The organism is Bacillus sp. MYb78 (assembly GCF_002975115.1).
Taxonomy (GTDB): Bacteria; Bacillota; Bacilli; order Bacillales; family Bacillaceae_G; genus Bacillus_A; species Bacillus_A cereus.
Genome location: NZ_PCOB01000002.1, coordinates 62,244 through 81,483 on the forward strand (window position 1 = coordinate 62,244; position 19,240 = coordinate 81,483).

Consider the following 19,240-nt stretch of genomic DNA (forward strand, 5'->3'; position numbering starts at 1 on the left):
GCAAATCGATAGTTGCATAATAGCATTTTGGATAAACTATGGGTGTAAGGTAAAAGGCAAGCATATTTTAGGTAAATTAAGTTTTAGGCACTCTATATGTGAAAAAGGAGTAGGAGGGCATGGAGAAACGTTGGACGACCTTTTCTTTTTTAGCGACTAGTAACACCGTAATGCTAGATGGAAAAATGGATTTTTTGCACTTGTTTGATCGTGAAGATGATCATTCTTCTTCTAAATTTACAATGAAATGGAATAAATGGAGCGAGAGTTGTAGGTTTGAAGAAGAGACCCCTAACGAAGAGCAAAAGATTATTTTAACAAACCCTATTAAAGCGTGGGTTGTTCAACGTCGTAAGTGTAACGTCAAAAATCACTTCAAGAAAACTGAGCCGAGACAATTAGTTATCGCTCCGGCCCGTTCTACTTCCAAATCACGCGAAAGTAACATGTAAATAATTGAGACACACACCCGAAAAAACATCGTACATATTGCGATGTTTTTTTCTTTTTCTACAATGAAATCTTTAAATGAAATATATTTCATCTGCATCTTATATTTATATCTCTTGCTTATTCTAGTAATACATCCGATGCGAGTTGATGTGAATAAAATATAAGGAGAGAATGAAAATGAAAAAGAGACTATTACCAATTTGTGCAATGGCACTTTTAGCAGTAGGATATTCTTCAGTAGCGAGTGCAGATACTGGAACAGTAACAAAGGAAGAAGCGCAAGTGCAACAAGATAAAGCTAAAAAAGAAGAAGCAATTAAGGAACAGCAAAAAAGTGAAGTAGAGAAAAAGCAAGCGACACAAGTACAAGAAAAAAATGATATGGCTAAAAAAGAAGAAGCAATAAAAGCTGAGAAAAAAAGTGAAGAAGAGAAAAAGAGAATAGCGCAAGAACAGTTAAAAAACGATATGGCCAAAAAAGAAGCAGCGATAAAAGCCGAGCAAAAGAATGAAGTAGCTAAAAAAGAAGAAGCAAAGCCAGTTGTACAAGGTGAAAAATTACCAAATACAGCATCAAATAATGTAGCAATGATGGGATTAAGTGCATGTCTTGTAGCGGTAGGTACATTATTTGGTTTGAATCGTCGCAATAAGATTAAAGCGTAAATAAAATATTTCCCTATAAAGAATAGGATAATTTCATATATTAAAAATGGTAGGTTACTCCTACCATTTTTGGCATGGAGGAATGAAGAATGAAGTTACTCAATTATATCGGTATCATATTGATGGCTATAGGGCTATTCATGGGATCCTATTATGCTGTGGAATGGTATAAAGGAAGAAGCTCTGCCGGGCAATTAACGGCAGAAGAAATAAAGAGTCTTAAAAATATACAATATACTCAACTTTCTCGTGAAACACCTGTAACTTCTCAAGTGCCTTCTTCTCAAACAGAACATAAAGAAGGAGAAAAGGTAGCGATGTTAAACATACCAAAAATAAAGAAGAAGTTTTCTATATATTGGGGAGCGGATGATACGACTTTGAAAAAAGGAGTGGGTATGTTCGTTAGTAATTTAACGACAACCCCATCTGGAGGGGGACATACTGTACTGAGTGGACATCGAGATACTGTATTTACAGATTTAGGGGAGTTGAAAGAAAAGGATACCCTTGTTTTAGAGTATGATAATAAAACGTACACATATGAAATTCAAAAGACATGGATTACTCATGCGGATGATCGTACTGTTATTATAAAAAAAGAAGAACCGATATTAACACTGACAACTTGTTACCCATTTGATTATATAGGGGATGCACCAGATAGATATATTATCGAGGCGAAGTTAACTGGCAGTTATTCAAAATGAAATTATAGTTTTTGAAAGCAGGAGGGGGATATATCAGTTATGTCAAAAAACATTTTAATTGTTGAAGATGAAGACATATTACGTGAAATATTAAAAGATTATTTTTTAAGTGAACAATATGTAGTGTTTGAAGCGAGGGACGGGAAAGAGGCTTTAGTTGTATTTGAAGAAGAAGAGGTTGATTTGGTTATTTTAGATATTATGTTGCCAGAACTCGATGGATGGTCTGTTTGCCGAAGAATTAGGAAGACGTCTGAGGTGCCTATTATTATGCTGACGGCGCGCGTAGATGAAGACGATACGTTACTTGGTTTTGAACTTGGGGCAAATGACTATGTGACGAAGCCGTATAGTCCGCCAATTTTATTAGCAAGAGCGAAAAGGTTGTTAGAAAGCAGAAAAGTGACAAAGCAACTTTTAGAGAATGAAGATGATACATTATCAATCCACGATATTCACGTTCATTTTCCGTCGCGCACTGTTACGGTAAATCGAACTGATATTAATTTAACGCATACAGAATTTGAAATATTAGCGTATTTCATGAAAAATCAAGGAATCGTTTTAACGCGAGAACAACTCATTTCAAGAATTTGGGGATATGAATTTGCTGGCGATGATCGAACGGTTAATAGTCATATTCGTAATTTAAGAAATAAATTAGGAGAGAAAGCAAAGTATATTACAACTGTAGTACGAACTGGTTATAAATTTGAGGGGAATATATGAGAAAAGGAATTGTACTAAAATTATTTACTCTTACAACAGCATTATGTATGTTGATTTTAGCGACGATATTTATTGGACAAACGATATTTTTTAAACAATATTATGCGAATCGAAAAGTGGAAGATATTAAAGTAAATTTAAATTCCTTTGAGAAGAATTATTTAAACTACACAGGAAACGTAGAAGGAATTCAGAAACTTGAGCAAGACTTTTTAAGAGAAAATAATACGTGGATTACGACATTAGATAACAACGGGAATTTAAAACATGCAGATGATTTTTATTTTGAAGTAACGATAGATCGTAGGCAACAAAAGAGCTTTGGACAACAAATATTCAAAATTCCTTTATACAATCTCGTCAATATAGAAGAGATTGATAATAAATCATCAGATCAGTTTCTAGGCCAAGGAATTTATTTTTCTGGAGTGAAAAAAGGAGATAGTTTTATTCCATTCTCTTTCTCGTTATCTAAGCAGAATTTAAGTGGATCTAATAAACCGTTAGAAAAAGCATTTAAGGAGAAAATGAGTAAATTAGATGAGGAGAAAAAGAAAGCAGCTGAGGAACAAGTAAGTAAGGAAAAGAAGCCGGCTGTTCAGGAGCAAGCTGCCCAAGAACCAGATGCTTACATAGGTGGGTTTGTTACAAAAGTACAGTTTCCAGATGTAAAAGGTCCTGTGAATCCAATTTATAAAAATACTTTATTTTTGGATAGTATAAAAGAATTTCAAACGGATGTATTACTAAAAGAGAGTAATCAAATAGAGTATTCAACAAAGACAATGGACTATGAAAAGAATGATATAAAATATAAATTATTAATGAAACCAATAAAAGAAAAAGATGGATCAGTAACATATATTTATGCGATGGCTTCTTTACAGCCCGTAGATGAAGCTGTACAAATGGTGCAAGATTATTACATCTATATCATTGCATTTGTAGTCGTTCTTATTTTTTTAGCTTCGTTTTATTATTCAAAACAAATTGCAAAACCATTATTAAAAATAAATGATACGACGAAGAAAATAGCACAATTAGATTTTACAGAAAAAATACCCATTACTTCAAAAGATGAAATTGGAGATTTATCGAAAAATATTAATGTGCTATCAAATAAACTCCATTCGCATATTGGGCAGTTAGAAGAAGATATTGAAAAGGAAAGAAAGTTAGAAAAGACGCGAAAAGAATTCATTTCTGGTGTTTCACATGAATTAAAAACACCGCTAAGTATTATGAAAAGCTGTATTTCTATTTTAAAAGACGGGGTAGCTGAGCATAAAAAGGATTATTATTTTCAGGCGATGGAGAGAGAAGTAGACAAAATGGATACGTTAATTTTGGATATGCTTGAGTTAGCTAAATTTGAATCTGGTACATATAAAATGAAAAAGGATTCGTTTTATATTGATACAGTAATTGAAGACATATGTGAACATCTATCTGTGGAAATAGAGAAAAAAGAGCTTCGTGTTCATAAAAATATATGTTCATTTGAAGTGATTGCAAATCAAGGCCGGATTGAACAAGTCATCGTGAATTTCATTACGAATGCCATACGTTATACACCAAATAAAGAAGATATTATTATTTCTACAATAGATGAGAAGGATCGTATAAAAGTGTGCATTGAAAATAAAGGTACTCACATTGAAGAAGAACAATTAGATAAAATTTGGGATCGTTTTTATCGAGTGGATACAGCTCGTCAGCGTTCACAAGGTGGGACGGGGCTTGGGCTTGCCATTTCAAAGAATATTTTAGAACTACATGATACTGAATATGGGGCAGGAAATACAGAAGATGGTGTGTTATTTTATTTCTATTTACCGAAAAAAGCGTAGAAAATATGATCTACGTTTTTTTAAATTATTTTCATATTATCTTTACCTAATCTTTATTTTTAATCAGTATAATTTGTTTAGAATATGAGGTTATGTAAGGAGTCGATGAACCGTGCATAGCAATTGGCTAAGTATAATGGTATTTATTTTCTTTTGCGCATTTATTGTATTTTTAATTGATATTACGATATGAAAAAAGAGCGCTCATTAAGCGCCCTTTTTTTGTGTATTCATTTGATAAGCACTGATGCTTTTGAATAAGCGTGGTGAAGTGATAAATAAAAATATAAGTAAAACGGTACATAGAATATAGGAACCAATCATTGTACTACCGTTAAATATTAAAGAATATAGGAAAGCCGATTGGCCTTTTGGTGCATATTGTCCCCAGAAAATGATACCAGCGATAAAGTGACAGAAGTAACGAGCTAGACTACCGATAAAAGTAGCGACGATAATGTATCCAATTACTTTCTTTCCTTGGTTTGGTTTTGATGAAGGTTTGTCTTTACGGCTACCTAAATTTGATTGTTCTTCGCTATTTTCATTTGACGCTAAAAGCGCCTTTTGAATTGGACGATAGAATAAACCAGCAAATCCAATGAATGCGAAAGCAACAAAGTATTCAATTAATACTTGAATTGGTGTGACGATAATGGCATCGCCTACGACAATTTGTAATAATCCCCAAATTAAGCCTCCTAAGAAAGCCATTTTGAAGCCCCAGCGGTATGCGATAATAAAAATAGGAATCATAGCAAATGAAATGGAACCGCCTGTTGCTGATATTTTGATTGAAAGTGGTAAAATGTCGATGACCAAGGCGAAGGCTGCAAGAATAGCAGATTCGATCATCGCTTGTAAATTGGTGTTACGCATGTTGTCTCCCCCTAAATCCAAGTTGTACAAAAAAGAATAGATATCATAGGAGGATACGAAATACGTAAATAAAAATGAGGTATGTATTTCGGACGTTTGCACAATCCCTGCGTTAGCATTAACTAACAGGTTCGAAGGGTCGGAACGAAGTGTTCCCTCTCAGCGACATGGCTCCCCCAGTGATAACGAGATTCTTTATTTGCTATTGTTTATTGTAAGCGAAATGGATGAGAATGGCAAACAAATGCTGTATGACAATAATTGAAATAGAATTGTAGCGAAATGTTAATAAATATGAAGCAAAAGGGTATAGTACAAGAGAAATTGGGTGTGGTATAATTTTTTTGAAAATAATTATCATTCTCTTCTGAGGGGGAAGGTTATGAGCTTAGTAGATATTAAAATTGGAGAGAAAGTGTTAGTAAAAAGTATTCAGTCTTTAGATCAGCTATTAAAGCGTAGACTAGCTGCTTTCGGTCTTGCGGAAGGAAGCGAACTTCGCTTGAAACAGAAAGCGATGTTCAAAGGTCCTTGTACATTGGAGTGTCGTGGACAGTTAATTAGTATTCGTCATTGTGACGCGAAAATGATAAAGGTGGAATTAGCGTGAATAAGGTAGCTTTGCTAGGGAATCCGAATACAGGGAAGACATCATTATTTAATGCACTTACTGGTTCTTATGAATACGTAGGAAACTGGAGCGGTGTAACAGTAGAAAAAAAGGTTGGTAAATTAAAAGATAGACAAGGAACATTAATTGATTTACCAGGTGTGTATGATTTAAATCCAGTTTCACGTGATGAAGGTGTTGTAACAAACTTTCTATTAACAGAAGAATTTAATCATATGTTAAATATCGTAGATTCTTCGCAGTTTGAGAGAAATATGCATTTAACGTTGCAATTACTTGAATTTGGTAAGCCGGTCTCAATTGGTTTAAATATGGTTGATGTGGCGAAGCAAAGAGGAATTGTCATTGATGTAAAACGATTATCAGAACTATTAGGTGTAACAGTCGTTCCTGTCGTTGCAAGAAGTGGAAAAGGTTGTGAAGAACTACTTGCGACTCTTAAAGAAAATGACAAAAAGGAGAAAAAGCCATTCCTTATTTCATATGGTGTACAAATGGATGAAGGAATTGGAGAAGTAATTGCTCTTTTAGAGACAGCGAATTATGAGCATCCGAGATGGTTAGCACTTCAATTTTTAAGCAATAACGAAGTAGTAGAAAAAGAAATGAAAGCATTACCAATTTATAAGGAACTCATAGCCATTCGATCTCGCTTAGAAGGAAAACTTGATTGTACGTTAGAAGAGCACATTTACAAAACTCGTGAAGCGTATATTGAAAAGTTAAAAACAAATGTTATGAAGCATGAGAAAGAAGGAAAAATTCCTTTTTCAGAAAAAATTGATAGATTAATTACACATAAAATTTTAGGACTTCCAATCTTTTTAGCAGTTATGTTTTTTATTTTTCAGGTTACGTTTACGTGGATTGGTACACCTTTATCGGATATGTTAGATGAGTTTTTTGGTGGTCAGCTTACGGATTGGGTGACGGCTGGACTTACAAGTATTGGAGCTTCTGATTTTATTCAAGCACTCGTTACAGAAGGTATTATTGCCGGTGTTGGTGCTGTATTAGTATTCGTACCACAAATCTTTGCACTATTCTTTTTCATTTCATTATTAGAAGACTCAGGATATATGGCGCGAATTGCAGTTGTTATGGATAGAATTATGGAGTTCTTTGGCTTAAACGGTAAAGCTTTTATTCCGATGATTATTGGTTTTGGATGTAACGTTCCAGGTATTATGGCAGCGAGAACGATTGAACAGGAGAAAGAGCGCTTACTTACAATTTTAGTAACACCGTTTATGTCTTGTTCAGCACGATTACCTGTATATGCATTATTTGCGGGCGTATTCTTCCCTAATAGTCAGGCGACTGTTGTATTTTCTTTATATGTCGCAGGTATTGTTCTTGCGTTATTAGTTACAAAAATTATGTCTCTTACGATTTTGAAAGCGGAAAAGTCTATTTTCGTAATTGAATTACCGCCTTACCGTGTGCCACAAGCGAAAACATTATGGCTGAGCACGTGGGAGAAAGGAAAAGGATTTGTTCGTAAAGCTGGTACATTCATCTTTGGTGGTTCGGTTGTCATTTGGTTATTAAACTATGCAGGTCCATCAGGATTTGGTGTTGATATGGGAGACAGCTACTTAGCGATGATTGGTGGATTTATCGCACCGCTATTTGCACCGCTCGGCTTCGGAACGTGGCAAGCTGCAGCAGCCCTTTTAACAGGATTTTTAGCGAAGGAAGTTGTCGTTTCTACAATGGCAATTATTTATGCAGTTAAAGAAGATGTGCTTGGAAATGTAATGGGAGCACATTATTCAGCATTATCAGCTTATGCATTTATGTTCTTTATTTTATTATATGTTCCGTGTTTAGCCACGGTAGCTGTTATTAAACGTGAAACAGGATCAGCGAAGTGGACGATTTTCTCAGTCGTTTATCCACTCGTAGTTGCTTATGTATTAACGCTCATTATATACCAAGTTGGATCCTTACTCGGATTCTAGAAGGAGATGTATTGTGATGATGGTCAATATTATAATTGGAGCTATCATTTTTGGTTATGCAGCATACACGTTAGTTAATTTTGTAAAGAGAAGTAAAAAAGGAAAATGCGCAGCATGTTCTTTAAATAAGTCATGTCAGTCGAATACTTGTAGTCCGGATATGGAACAAGTTGCTCATAAATAGAAAAAAGCTTTGCGAATTTCGCAAAGCTTTTTTGTTTTACTTTTTAATTTTTACAAGTTGAGAAGCTTCTACGCCTTTGTAACCAGGGAATTCTTTACTCGGGTCTTTATCAAATTTTAATACACCTACAGATTTTTCATCACCTTTTACATTGCTGTAAGTTGCGTCATCAACAATCGCATACATATCTGTATATGCACGGCCACTTCCGATAATTGTGTTGCCTTCATATTTTAATCTCGCTCCGTCAAGTGTAGCATTTTCTACTTTCTCTTTTGCGAATAATACACCTTGTTCTGTTGTTACAGCTGGTAATTTATCAAGTGGTTTCGTGTTGTCTTTTTCATCAACTTTGCTAAGTAACTCTTTTTTCACTAGTTCTTCACCAGTTTTCTTATCCATTACAAGAACTTTTTTACCATCTAATGTTGTCATTTTCATTTTATAGAAGTCTTTTTCTTTCACTTCTTTTTTGTTTTTATCTGTAATTTGTTGAACTTGTTCTTCTGAGCCGTACAGTACAAAACCGTTCGCTTTCTCTCCTAATAAAGAACAACCTGATAATGCTCCAAATGAAATTGCTGCTGCTAATCCGATTCCTACTAATTTTTTCATGATGATTTCTCCTTTTATATGTTTTATAGTAAATACATTTTTGTATTAGTTCCGAAATGATGAGAAGCTTGTTTGCTGCTTCTGGTATTAGTGTATAAGAAATATGGAAACGTAACTATCGAGTTAGCTTACAGTAACATTACACTTATGTAATTTAGTGAAAGTGCGCAAAAGTAAGTTAATTTCAAAGAGGGATAATGAGAATATATTAGAAATACAATATTGTATATAGAATGTCATATTATAATGGATGTATTTTGGAAATAACATGTAAGGACATATTAGTTTTGTTATAATAAACACATAGCCTGTAAAATGAATATTCTTTACTGTAAAGGGAGATTTTTCAGTTTTCCAAGTAGTGAATTTGAAATATGAGGTATATCATAGGAGGAATTTAAATGTCTGTATTTAAACGATTAAGAGATTTAACAATGTCAAATGTGTATTCGTTAATTGAAAAAGCGGAAGATCCAGTTAAGATGACTGATCAATATTTACGTGATATGCAAGCGGATGTACAAGAAGCAGAGAAAAGTGTAGCGGCTCAAATCGCGCTTGAGAAGAAATTCAAAATATTATTTGAAGAGCAAGAAGCACTTGTGAAAAAACGTGAAGAGCAAGCTCATATGGCTGTTCAAGCTAATAACTTAGATCTTGCGCGTCGTGCTCTTGAAGAAAAACAAAACGCAGAACAAAAGATGAATGAGTATAAAGCAAGCTATGAGCAAAACAAAGCTGCTGCTGATAATCTGCGCCTTAAGCTAGAAGAAATGCGCAAGCAATTAAATGAGCTGAAAAATAAACGTGAAACACTTGTAGCACGTGTAAATGCAGCGAAAGCACAGAAAAATATTAATCAGGCGATGTCTGGATTTGATTCAAATTCAGCAAAAGCTGGTTTAAGCCGTATGGAAGAGAAAGCTCTTCAATTAGAGGCTGAAGCGGAAGCAAGCGGTGAAGTTTATAAGAAAGAAAAGTCATTAGATGATGAATTCGCAAGCTTAAACAAAAATTCTGCTGTTGACGATGAATTAGCTCGTATTATGAAGCAGTATGAGAAATAATATAGAATAGAGACAAATGAACCGACATGTCTAAATATATTCATGTCGGTTTTCTATTATATTTTAGAGGAGGTTTTGCAATGACATGGATGAATGTAGTTGCCATGCTTGTATGGACTGGAGCGAGTGCAGTACTTTTATTTGCAATTATGTGGGTTGATTCAATTTTTACAAAATACAATGATTTAAAAGAAATCAAAAATGGGAATACAGCTGTAACAACTCGTTTTATTATGAAATTATTTGCACAGGGGTACATTTTATCCCAATCGATAACGAAAGCAAATGATTTATGGCAAGCGCTACTTGCATCAGCAGTTTCTTTCGTTATTTTATTAGTGGTAGAAATGTTTATCGAATTTGTGTTAAAGAAAATGTCTGGCTTAGATTTAGAAGAAGGTACGAAAGAAGGCAGCGTTGCACATGCGATGTTAGCTGGATCATTACATATTGTTGGTGCACTAATTTTAGGTGCTTGTTTATAAAGAGAAAAGGAGGGGTAGATCATGAGTTTATTTAAACGAATTAAAAATATAATGAAAAGCCCAGAGCCACCGAAGCCGGAAAAGAGTCTTTTAACGTTAGCTCCTGGTGATATGATTGAAGTTTCATTAGTCATGTACGAATTAACTGGGAAAACGAGTATGCATTCTCGCAAGGAAATTGTTTTAACACTGCAAGACGGGAAAGACATTCGTTATTTAAAAATTGAAGATCGTGAAAATACGTATTACAAATTATATACACCAATTGATGGTCGCTTAGATTCAATTGAGGAAATTCCGACGACAATTGAAATGGATGATACTGAGTATCATATGGAAGAACAATATAACGGACGTGTTGTTGTGATGGGGAAAACACCATTCTCCGCTTCAGAGGAACAGTACGTATGGGAATTCCAATCAGATAATCGAAAATTATTGCGTATTGAATGGCAAAATGGTCGCACAATGATGTATGAGGGAGAAGCAATCATTCCTGCTGATGTACAAATTATAAGAGCAACGTAAGGGGGCGTAATCATGTCAAACCGATTGTTTACCATGATTAAATCGTTTGTGATCCCTATACTTGCTATCGTTATATTACTTGTTGTTGCTGGTTATGCCTTATCAGGTTGTCAAGGCGGGCAGACAAAGTCGATTCAAGACCGTTATCCGCTTGAGTCTGTCGCAAAGGAAGGTAAACAAGAATCTTACGTGTATAGGGCCGCCAATCGGTCAGTTCCTGAAGTCGCGAAGGAACTTATAGCCGAAAGGAAACCGAAACAAGCATCTAAAGAAGACGAAAATCAAATGTTTCTCGTTTATTCGGATAAAATGTATAACCTTCAAAAGGATAAAGAGAAACCATCCGATACGTTAATTGAAGTAAGTAATGAGGAATTTGTCCGTCAAAACTACCAACCGTCCTTCTTGCAAGGATATATTATGGGTAGCATATTAAACGATATATTCGGTTCACGAAAATCATCATACGGTGATTATCAAGGATATAACGACAGACAAAATCATAAACCAGTCATTCCAGAGAGACCACCTACGAAAGAAGAAAAGAAAACCCCACCTCCAATTACGAAGGAAGGGAAAGGGTCTATCATTAAGCGAGGCGATAATGTAGATTCGAAACCATCAGTAGGTGATAAGGGAAGTATTACTGAAAAAGGAAGTAATACGACGCCTCCACCTTCTACTGGAAGCAAAGGTACAATTACAAAAACACCAGGTGGTTCGAGTGGATCAGATGTGAAGCCGAAATCATCTATTAAAACTCCGCCAAAGAATACATCACCCCCGAAAACGAGGGTTGGTGGTTCAGGGAAAATTACGAAGAGAAGATAGTGTAGAGACCGAAAAGTGTAAATTGCTTTTTGGTCTTTTTCCTTGTTATAAGAACTAATTCCTTTCAGGTGGTGTAATTTAGGCATAAGGGGGCGAGTAAAAATATATCAGCGATTATTAGAATATATCGACCGTAATTCAAAATATATCAGCGATTATTGGAATATATCGACCACAGCTCAAAATATATCAGCGATTATTGAAATATATCGACTTACCGACAAAAACTGACAACGATAGCAACTTAATAATAAAAAGAGGGTGTGCCAAATTGTTGGCACACCCTCTTTTTCATAACGATTAATGAATATCGCGTTTCTTGAAATTACCGCCTTTTACTTCTGCTACATCATAAACGGTAATAAAGGCATTAGGATCGATTTCATTAATAAGTTCTTTCATTTTACTTTCTTCTAAACGGTTAATTACGCAAGAAATTTCTTTGAATTTCTCTCTTGAATAACCACCGTATACTTCGTTATATGTTGCACTTCGGCCTAAACGATCGCGAATTGTTTCTACCATTAATTCAGGCTCTTTTGTGATAATTTTAAATGCTTTTGAACCACTTAAACCAACTTCAACGATATGAATCACTTTCGAAGCGATAAAGTAAGCAATTGCCGAAAGGATAGCTCCTTGAAGACCGAATACCGTTGATACGAAAATAAATACGAACATGTTTAAGAATAAAATAAGGTCACTCGTTCCAAATGGTAACTTACGAGAAAGCAATACAGCAAGCATATCGATTCCATCTAATGCTCCACCGTTACGCAATGCTAGTCCCATACCAAAACCGATGATAATACCACCAACAACTGTAACTAATAATGTATCGCCTTCAATAATAGCTGGTATTCCGTGCATGACAACGGTACCTATTGCTAATGAAGCAATCCCGATAATAGAATAAATCGCGAAGCTTTTACCGATTTGCTTATATCCTAACCAAACGAAAGGAATGTTAATAACTGCGATTAGAGCTCCTAATGGCAATCCAAATAATCTTGAACTAACGATACTTAAACCAGTCACACCACCATCTGATACGTTATTTGGAATTAATACTGCTTCTAATCCGTACGCTGTGATAAATGCCCCAATAATAATCATCAAAGCTTTCGAAGCAAATTTTAGCTTATTGGGCTTGTTTTTGATACTTTTCTCCATATAATTTCCTCGTTTCAAACTAGTTTCTTGTTTGTTACATAATTTACACCTAAATTTTATTTTAACATTTAATTTGAAAAATTTCTCCTTTAATGGATGTATGCAGGGAATATTATGACCATATTATCTTTAAAATATTTTTGAAATAAGTATAAGAAATCCCATCCTTTCAAAGGATGGGATGCTATTAAGAAAATATAAAACTAAGTACTGATACGAATACAGCGAAGCCTAAAATAGTTCCACATATTTTCATATGGCGCTTACGTCCCATTACGACAATCGCAACATATTCACGGATCATTGCGTTAGGCCAGTAATAAAATGCAGTTTTTGATCCAATACCTTGGCTGTTAAGACCAGCTTGTCTTGCATATATACCAGCACGGAAAAGGTGGAAATTATTCGTTGTAAAAATACTTTTATATTTACCTTCTGGTTTTAAAGAATCCATAATTTCTTTAGAGAACAGCATATTTTGATATGTGTTTACAGAGCGATTTTCCTGGACTGTATGTTCAAGAGGAATTCCTTTTTCAACAGCGTAACTTTGCATCGCTTCCGCTTCTGGAAGACCTTCATCTGGACCTTGTCCACCAGAAAAAATAATTGTTGGTGGTGTATTCACAGCGGCTTGTTTCCAATAGAAGTCGATCGCTTTATTAATGCGGCTTGCAAGTAAAGGTGGTACTTTATCATTAATTAAGCCGCTACCAAGAACGATGATGAAATCTTGATTACGTCTTGGTCTGTTGAATTGGTATAAAAAATATGCGCTTAAGAAGTTAGATAAGTGTATAAAGAAATAGAAGCTTATAAGAGAAATAGCTGCAAAAATAGGCTCTAAATGCGATGAGACCAAACTTGCTGGGTTTATAATAGGGAGTAACATAAAGAATAACATCCCTAAAGCAGCAAGGAGTGTTAAACAGTTGGTGAACCGTCTTCCTTCTCGCTTCATTAAAATTCTAGCATTAAGAAATAGCCCAAACATTAAAGCAACAATACCGAAAGGAAGCATAATAAGAAGTGCTAAAATAGGTAAAATTATAATATAGCGTAGGACATCACTACTTGAATTCACAGATATAATCACACAAAAAAGAAGGAAAAAACAGACAAAGGCATTAAATAAAAAGCCGTTTATTATTTTCCGCGGATCTTTTAAATATGAGATAAGAAAAATAATAAACAATATAAGAGGAATAATTCCAAAATACAGCATAAATATAGTACACCTCAACTTGTATAAGAATTTGACATACCTTTTATATTACATGATTTTATAAGTAAAAATGAAAGAAAAAATGATTTTGAATTTTCTCAATAAAATATATAGATACGTATGTTACAATATATTCAAAGCGATATATTAAAAGTAAAATGGTTGAAAAGGCACTCAGTAGAGTGCTTTTTCTTTTTGTATGCAATTGTGCATATTATATTTTTTTTCAAATGAAGAGGATTACAATATAAGTTGTAGACAGACTTTATAAAGCAGAATTTCATACAAACATTTCCCTCTACTTTTTGTATCTAACAATCGTATAACAATAAATAATTCTGTTTTATAGTGTCTGTTTTTGAAAGGTGGCTTCTTTGAAGGCACCTTTTTTTATTAGTATAGATAGTTTTCACTGTTAGCATAGTGTAAACTATCTATACTAAACATTAGCAATCTTCCGTATAAATATTATCAATTTACTATATATTCCAGTGGTGTTAACCTACATATGAAAGGCTTTCTTTTTCAAAATATTACCCCTAATAAAATTTTGAAGAAGTCAACTGTCTCCAAACTTGTCTTTATGCTTAAAGAAAAAGCACTCAAATTGAGTGCTTTTTCTTATTGAAACATGCTATTTTTCTAGGCGATTTTCATAAAATAAAAGTAAAGAAATGAAAGTGGGTGACAAAATGCCAGCAGTTGTGGAAGGTGTTATTATTGAAAACTGCAATGGAACAATTAATGTAGGTGACAAGTATAACGTACAGCCGATTGAAAAGACGAAGGCTTATAATGGATCGGGATCATCAAATACAGGAATGAAAGTACAAACGTTTAGCGGGATTAGTACGGCGGATGTAAGGGATAATGATGCATATGATCAAGTTATTCAATCAACGTTATAATTTTAAAATGCAAAATTGAATAAAGTAACATGTTTGTTGTATGTTACACTTTAGCTGTGAGCTGTTAATGATTCTTCTGTAGTATAGTTGTTAGATTAGAAATATAACATCTTATCGAAAATCATACGTACAAGAAAGACACTTCAAACGAAGTGTCTTTTTCACTTTAGTGATACCCTTTAGCAGAGTCTTTATGAATTTTATTTTTAAAGATACTGTAGCTCCAAAGTTGATATCCAATAACGATTGGTACCATGACCATTGCAACGAAGAACATAATTTTTAAGTTTAATTGACTACCAGCTGCGTTGTATAACGTTGTACTGTATGCATCGTTAATACGAGATGGTAACATTCTTGGGAACATACCTGCAAAGCCAGTTGTCATAAACATTGCGATTGTTAGGCAAACGAATGTAAATGCAAGGCCAATTTTATGTTTGTACACCATAATTAGTGCGAGTACACTCATTAGCATTGCAAGTACTGGAAGAATGAATAGTACCGGATATTCCGTAAAGTTTTGGAATAAGTTTGTTCGATTAGCAGTTGCTACATAGAAGATAGCTAAAATAATAGCTGCTGCCATTGAAAATGGTCTTGCGATTTTATAAGCACGGTCGGATACTTCACCAGTCGTTTTAATCATGACCCAAAGGGCACCGGATACGACAAATATAGCAGTGAAGAACAACCCTCCTAAAATACCGTAATGGTTTAGTAAGCTAAGTAAATTTCCTTCATAACCATTTTTTCCGATTTGTAGTCCGTAATAAAGATTAGCGAACGTAACACCGAATAGGAAAGCAATTAAAAAACTGCCAATTGCAAATGCCCATTTACAAGTTTTTTGCCAAATCGGTGAATCATCTTTATGCATGAATTCCAGTCCAGCGGCACGAGCAAACAGTGCAAGTAATACTAAGAATAACGGTGTATATAGATAACTAAACATATTTGCATATGTGACTGGGAAGGCAGCAAATGTTGCGCCACCAGCTGTAATTAACCACACTTCATTACCGCCCCAGAATGGGCCAATTGCTTCTTGTAATTGATTTCGTTCTTGTCGATCTTTCGTAACGAAAGGAAAGATCATTCCGTTACCAAGTGCATACCCGTCAAGGATGAAGTAAACTGTCCAAATCACGCCCCATAAACCGAACCAGATGATTGCAAGCATATCATGAGACATGGGCCACGCCTCCCTCAGTAGCAGGATCTTCTAATGCTGCAGGTCCTTTTTTCGCGAACTTCAGCATTAAGTATACGTCTGCGATTAAAAGTAAAGTGTAGAACAAAATTAAACTAATTAATGAGAACCAAATTTGTGGAACAGATATAGGTGATACAGATTCTGCGGTACGCATTAGTTTATATACTGTCCAAGGTTGACGCCCTACTTCAGCGACAATCCAGCCAGCATTAATCGCAATGTATGGAAGTAAGACAGACCATATTGTAATTTTTAAATAACGTTTTGAGTTCTCTAGTTTTCCTTTTCGGTTTAAATAGAAGCCATACCAAGTTAATGCCATAAAGAACATACCAAGTGCAACCATTAAGCGGAAGCTATAATACACGAGGTTAACATTTGGACGTTCATCTTTTGGAATATCTTTTAAACCAACAATTTCGCCATCAAATGAGTTTGTATAGAAGAAGCTTCCGAGTTTTGGAATCGTAAGGAATTCAAAGTTTCTCTCATTTTTCACATCAGGAATTTGAACAATTGAGAAGCCTTGTCCTTTTCCAGTTTCCCAAACTGCTTCCATCGCAGCTCCTTTTGCTGGTTGATATTTAGCTGCTGATACACCAGATTGATGTCCCATAAACGGTGTAATTGTTGCGGCGAATAAGCCTAACATTAAACCAAACTTAAATGATTTTTTGAAGAATTCCACTTCATTTTTACGTAATAAGTGATAGGCACTAATTGCCATAACGAAGAAAGCACCTACGATATAACAACCAATGACAGTATGGAAGAACATATTCCAAGCATATGGATTTGTAACGAGTGCCCAGAAATCATTTAATTCAGCGCGGCCATTACGTACTACGTAGCCAACAGGGTTTTGCATAAATCCGTTTGCTGTAATAATCCAAAGTGCGGAAATGTTTGTTCCAAGTGCAACCATCCACATACAGAAGGCACGGAACTTTGGTGAAATTTTGTCTTTACCGAATAACCATATTCCCATGAAAGTAGATTCTAAGAAGAAGGCAACGAGTGCTTCGATTGCGAGAGGTGATCCGAAAATATCTCCCATATATTTGGAGTATTCAGACCAGTTCGTTCCAAATTGGAATTCCATCGTAATCCCAGTTATAATCCCCATTACGAAGTTAATTGTAAATAATTTACCCCAGAAATTTGCCATTTTACGGTATGTTGGATTCAATGTGCGGGCGTATTGAGTTTCCATACATGCTACTAAAATGACAAGTCCGATTGTCAAAGGTACAAATAAAAAGTGATAAAAAATAGTAATTGCAAATTGAAAACGACTCAGTAACAGAACGTCGGACATAATAAATATTCACTCCTTTTTTACATTATCTACAATCAGTTTATAGTGAAAATACGTTTAAAGTATGTGAGACTTGTAACAAAGCTGTGTGTATATTTTGAAAGAATTATGTCGATTATCTGAAAATATCTTATTTTTACTATAAAGCGATATCCTTTTTGAGTTTTTCATATTTTGGTACACTATATAAGTAATGTAAATGAGAGAAAAGAGGGTTTTTTACTATGAAGTCATTAGAAGAGATTTTACAATACAATGAAAAATTTGTTGAAGAGAAAAGATTCGAAGAGTATGAAACGGGAAAATTCCCGAATAAAAAAATGGTAATTATCTCTTGTATGGATACTCGTCTTGTTGAATTATTACCAAAAGCAATGAATATGCGTAACGGTGATGTGAAAATTATTAAAGTAGCAGGAGCTGTTATCTCACATCCATTCGGAAGTATTATGCGTAGTATTTTAGTTGCTGTATATGAACTTGGTGCTGATGAAGTTTGTGTAGTTGGTCACCACGATTGCGGTATGGCAAAAATTCAAGCAAGCAGTACAATTGAGAAGATGAAAGAGCGGGGGATAACAAATGAGAAATTAGATACACTCCGTTATTCTGGAATCGATTTAGAAAGATTCCTACAAGGGTTCTCTAGTGTAGAAGAAAGTGTAGAACATAGCGTATCGATACTTCGCAACCATCCATTACTTCCAGAAGAAGTACCTGTTCACGGTCTTGTTATAGATCCTGATACAGGAAAATTAGATTTAGTTGTGAATGGTTACGACAATTAAGAATTTACTTTGTCATCCTTTTTATCTGGGACAGGATCAAATCCTCCCGGGTGGAAAGGGTGACATTTTAATATACGCTTACAAGTAAGCCAAAAGCCTTTGAGGGCACCATGTTTTTGAAACGCCTCTAATCCGTAATGAGAACAAGTCGGATAAAAGCGGCAAGTTGGTGGTGTCATCGGAGAAATGAACTTTTGATAAAAGCGTATAATCCCAATAAAAATCTGTTTCATAATGGTCTCCTTTTCAGCATAGTCTTAAAGTATTATAGCACGACTGTACATAATACTTTACTAATGTGCATTTCCGTTATATCATATTGGATATAACGGAATTAAATTAAAAGCGGGAGAGATGTTGTATGCCATCAGTAGAAAGCTTTGAATTAGATCATACGATTGTAAAGGCACCTTATGTAAGACATTGCGGAGTTCACAATGTAGGTAGTGACGGTATTGTAAATAAATTTGATATTCGTTTTTGCCAACCGAATAAACAAGCAATGAAACCAGATGTTATTCATACGTTAGAACATTTATTAGCATTTAATTTACGTAAATATATTGATCGTTATCCGCATTTTGATATTATCGATATTTCACCGATGGGCTGCCAAACAGGATATTATCTTGTAGTAAGCGGAACACCGACAGTACGAGAAATCATTGATTTATTAGAATTAACATTAAAAGATGCGGTTCAAATTACAGAAATTCCAGCTGCAAATGAAACACAATGTGGTCAAGCGAAGCTTCACGACTTAGAAGGAGCACAACGCTTAATGAACTTCTGGTTAAGCCAAGATAAAGATGAACTTGAGAAAGTGTTTGGATAAGAAGAAAAACTGCCTGTGAAAGGGCAGTTTTTTTATTTGTAAAAGAGAAAAGTACAAGTTTTATAGAAAAACAATGAGTTTCACTTATGAGCATTTTTAAGAAATGAAAGGCAGTAGGTGAATATATTAATGAGAGCTCCTGTTTGAAAAACAGGAGTTTTTTGTGTGAATGGAGTATTGACTTT

Annotated in this window: 22 protein-coding genes and 1 riboswitch; of the genes, 15 read left to right on the forward strand and 7 right to left on the reverse strand. The window is 34.7% G+C overall.

The genetic code is table 11. The annotated features are described in order from the left end of the window. Positions 1–119 precede the first annotated feature (119 nt). The 5 genes from CQ064_RS04145 to CQ064_RS04165 all read left to right on the forward strand — a co-directional run bounded on the left by CQ064_RS04145 (position 120) and on the right by CQ064_RS04165 (position 4,408). On the forward strand, positions 120–452 hold the full coding sequence (locus CQ064_RS04145; protein ID WP_000415617.1) for a hypothetical protein: 333 nt from the start codon (positions 120–122) through the stop codon (positions 450–452). A 178-nt stretch (positions 453–630) separates the two neighbouring features. After that, on the forward strand, positions 631–1,119 hold the full coding sequence (locus CQ064_RS04150; protein WP_000746706.1) for an LPXTG cell wall anchor domain-containing protein: 489 nt from the start codon (positions 631–633) through the stop codon (positions 1,117–1,119). 89 nt (positions 1,120–1,208) lie between these two features. Continuing rightward, a complete protein-coding gene (locus CQ064_RS04155; RefSeq protein WP_000771598.1) occupies positions 1,209–1,829 on the forward strand; it encodes a class D sortase in 621 nt (206 codons plus the stop codon). Between the two features lie 39 nt (positions 1,830–1,868). After that, complete coding sequence (locus CQ064_RS04160; RefSeq protein ID WP_000041862.1) at positions 1,869–2,558, forward strand: response regulator transcription factor; 690 nt, start codon at positions 1,869–1,871, stop codon at positions 2,556–2,558. After that, the gene (locus CQ064_RS04165) at positions 2,555–4,408 is read left to right on the forward strand and encodes a sensor histidine kinase (protein WP_001225360.1); all 1,854 of its coding nucleotides are present in this window, start codon (positions 2,555–2,557) and stop codon (positions 4,406–4,408) included. Before CQ064_RS04160 ends, CQ064_RS04165 begins: the two co-directional genes overlap by 4 nt. A gap of 207 nt (positions 4,409–4,615) precedes the next feature. Here the strand turns inward: CQ064_RS04165 and CQ064_RS04170 are convergent, their stop codons facing one another. Next, positions 4,616–5,287, reverse strand: a complete 672-nt coding sequence (locus tag CQ064_RS04170) for an energy-coupled thiamine transporter ThiT (protein WP_001246567.1) — start codon at positions 5,285–5,287, stop codon at positions 4,616–4,618. A gap of 86 nt (positions 5,288–5,373) precedes the next feature. After that, positions 5,374–5,475: riboswitch (TPP riboswitch) on the reverse strand. 194 nt (positions 5,476–5,669) lie between these two features. On the opposite strand from CQ064_RS04170, the gene CQ064_RS04175 reads away from it, so the two are divergent. The 3 genes from CQ064_RS04175 to CQ064_RS04185 are packed head-to-tail and all read left to right on the forward strand — an operon-like array spanning position 5,670 to position 8,066. Continuing rightward, positions 5,670–5,897 carry a FeoA family protein gene (locus CQ064_RS04175; RefSeq protein WP_000060512.1) on the forward strand — a complete coding sequence of 76 codons (228 nt, stop codon included), beginning with the start codon at positions 5,670–5,672 and terminating at the stop codon, positions 5,895–5,897. Further along, positions 5,894–7,882: a ferrous iron transport protein B gene (gene feoB, locus CQ064_RS04180; protein ID WP_001044838.1), complete on the forward strand. Its 1,989-nt coding sequence runs from the start codon at positions 5,894–5,896 to the stop codon at positions 7,880–7,882. The genes CQ064_RS04175 and feoB overlap by 4 nt, the downstream gene beginning before the upstream one ends. 16 nt (positions 7,883–7,898) lie before the next feature. Beyond that, on the forward strand, positions 7,899–8,066 hold the full coding sequence (locus CQ064_RS04185) for a FeoB-associated Cys-rich membrane protein (protein ID WP_000989596.1): 168 nt from the start codon (positions 7,899–7,901) through the stop codon (positions 8,064–8,066). Positions 8,067–8,102: 36 nt separating this feature from the next. On the opposite strand, the gene CQ064_RS04190 is transcribed toward CQ064_RS04185, so the two are convergent. Then, on the reverse strand, positions 8,103–8,681 hold the full coding sequence (locus CQ064_RS04190) for a lipoprotein BA_5634 family protein (RefSeq protein WP_000737470.1): 579 nt from the start codon (positions 8,679–8,681) through the stop codon (positions 8,103–8,105). A gap of 401 nt (positions 8,682–9,082) precedes the next feature. Here CQ064_RS04190 and CQ064_RS04195 point away from each other — a divergent pair, with 401 nt between their 5' ends. The 4 genes from CQ064_RS04195 to CQ064_RS04210 all read left to right on the forward strand — a co-directional run bounded on the left by CQ064_RS04195 (position 9,083) and on the right by CQ064_RS04210 (position 11,592). Continuing rightward, complete coding sequence (locus CQ064_RS04195) at positions 9,083–9,748, forward strand: PspA/IM30 family protein (protein ID WP_000110280.1); 666 nt, start codon at positions 9,083–9,085, stop codon at positions 9,746–9,748. Between the two features lie 80 nt (positions 9,749–9,828). Next, positions 9,829–10,233, forward strand: a complete 405-nt coding sequence (locus CQ064_RS04200) for a DUF350 domain-containing protein (protein ID WP_000220087.1) — start codon at positions 9,829–9,831, stop codon at positions 10,231–10,233. Positions 10,234–10,254: 21 nt separating this feature from the next. Further along, positions 10,255–10,761 carry a DUF4178 domain-containing protein gene (locus tag CQ064_RS04205; protein WP_000051755.1) on the forward strand — a complete coding sequence of 169 codons (507 nt, stop codon included), beginning with the start codon at positions 10,255–10,257 and terminating at the stop codon, positions 10,759–10,761. 12 nt (positions 10,762–10,773) lie between these two features. Further along, positions 10,774–11,592, forward strand: a complete 819-nt coding sequence (locus tag CQ064_RS04210; protein ID WP_000071182.1) for a DUF4247 domain-containing protein — start codon at positions 10,774–10,776, stop codon at positions 11,590–11,592. 300 nt (positions 11,593–11,892) lie between these two features. Here CQ064_RS04210 and CQ064_RS04215 read toward each other — a convergent pair whose 3' ends face one another. Continuing rightward, the gene (locus tag CQ064_RS04215) at positions 11,893–12,765 is read right to left on the reverse strand and encodes a YitT family protein (protein WP_000415677.1); all 873 of its coding nucleotides are present in this window, start codon (positions 12,763–12,765) and stop codon (positions 11,893–11,895) included. A gap of 187 nt (positions 12,766–12,952) precedes the next feature. Continuing rightward, a complete protein-coding gene (locus CQ064_RS04220) occupies positions 12,953–13,990 on the reverse strand; it encodes a YdcF family protein (protein ID WP_000965216.1) in 1,038 nt (345 codons plus the stop codon). A gap of 674 nt (positions 13,991–14,664) precedes the next feature. Between CQ064_RS04220 and CQ064_RS04225 the strand changes: the two genes are divergently transcribed. After that, a complete protein-coding gene (locus CQ064_RS04225) occupies positions 14,665–14,898 on the forward strand; it encodes a spore germination protein (protein ID WP_002062565.1) in 234 nt (77 codons plus the stop codon). Positions 14,899–15,064: 166 nt separating this feature from the next. Here CQ064_RS04225 and cydB read toward each other — a convergent pair whose 3' ends face one another. Both cydB and cydA read right to left on the reverse strand, forming a co-directional pair. After that, positions 15,065–16,093 carry a cytochrome d ubiquinol oxidase subunit II gene (gene cydB / locus CQ064_RS04230; RefSeq protein ID WP_000017662.1) on the reverse strand — a complete coding sequence of 343 codons (1,029 nt, stop codon included), beginning with the start codon at positions 16,091–16,093 and terminating at the stop codon, positions 15,065–15,067. Continuing rightward, positions 16,083–17,432: a cytochrome ubiquinol oxidase subunit I gene (gene cydA / locus CQ064_RS04235; protein ID WP_001286168.1), complete on the reverse strand. Its 1,350-nt coding sequence runs from the start codon at positions 17,430–17,432 to the stop codon at positions 16,083–16,085. Before cydA ends, cydB begins: the two co-directional genes overlap by 11 nt. A gap of 224 nt (positions 17,433–17,656) precedes the next feature. Between cydA and CQ064_RS04240 the strand changes: the two genes are divergently transcribed. Further along, positions 17,657–18,220, forward strand: coding sequence for a beta-class carbonic anhydrase (locus CQ064_RS04240; RefSeq protein ID WP_000838172.1), 564 nt, complete (start codon positions 17,657–17,659; stop codon positions 18,218–18,220). Here CQ064_RS04240 and yidD read toward each other — a convergent pair. After that, entirely contained in the window at positions 18,217–18,453 is a 237-nt protein-coding gene (gene yidD / locus CQ064_RS04245; RefSeq protein ID WP_000809334.1) for a membrane protein insertion efficiency factor YidD, read from the reverse strand. The genes CQ064_RS04240 and yidD overlap by 4 nt on opposite strands. A 128-nt stretch (positions 18,454–18,581) precedes the next feature. On the opposite strand from yidD, the gene luxS reads away from it, so the two are divergent. After that, positions 18,582–19,055: an S-ribosylhomocysteine lyase LuxS gene (gene luxS / locus CQ064_RS04250; protein ID WP_001141371.1), complete on the forward strand. Its 474-nt coding sequence runs from the start codon at positions 18,582–18,584 to the stop codon at positions 19,053–19,055. The last annotated feature ends 185 nt before the right edge of the window (positions 19,056–19,240 follow it).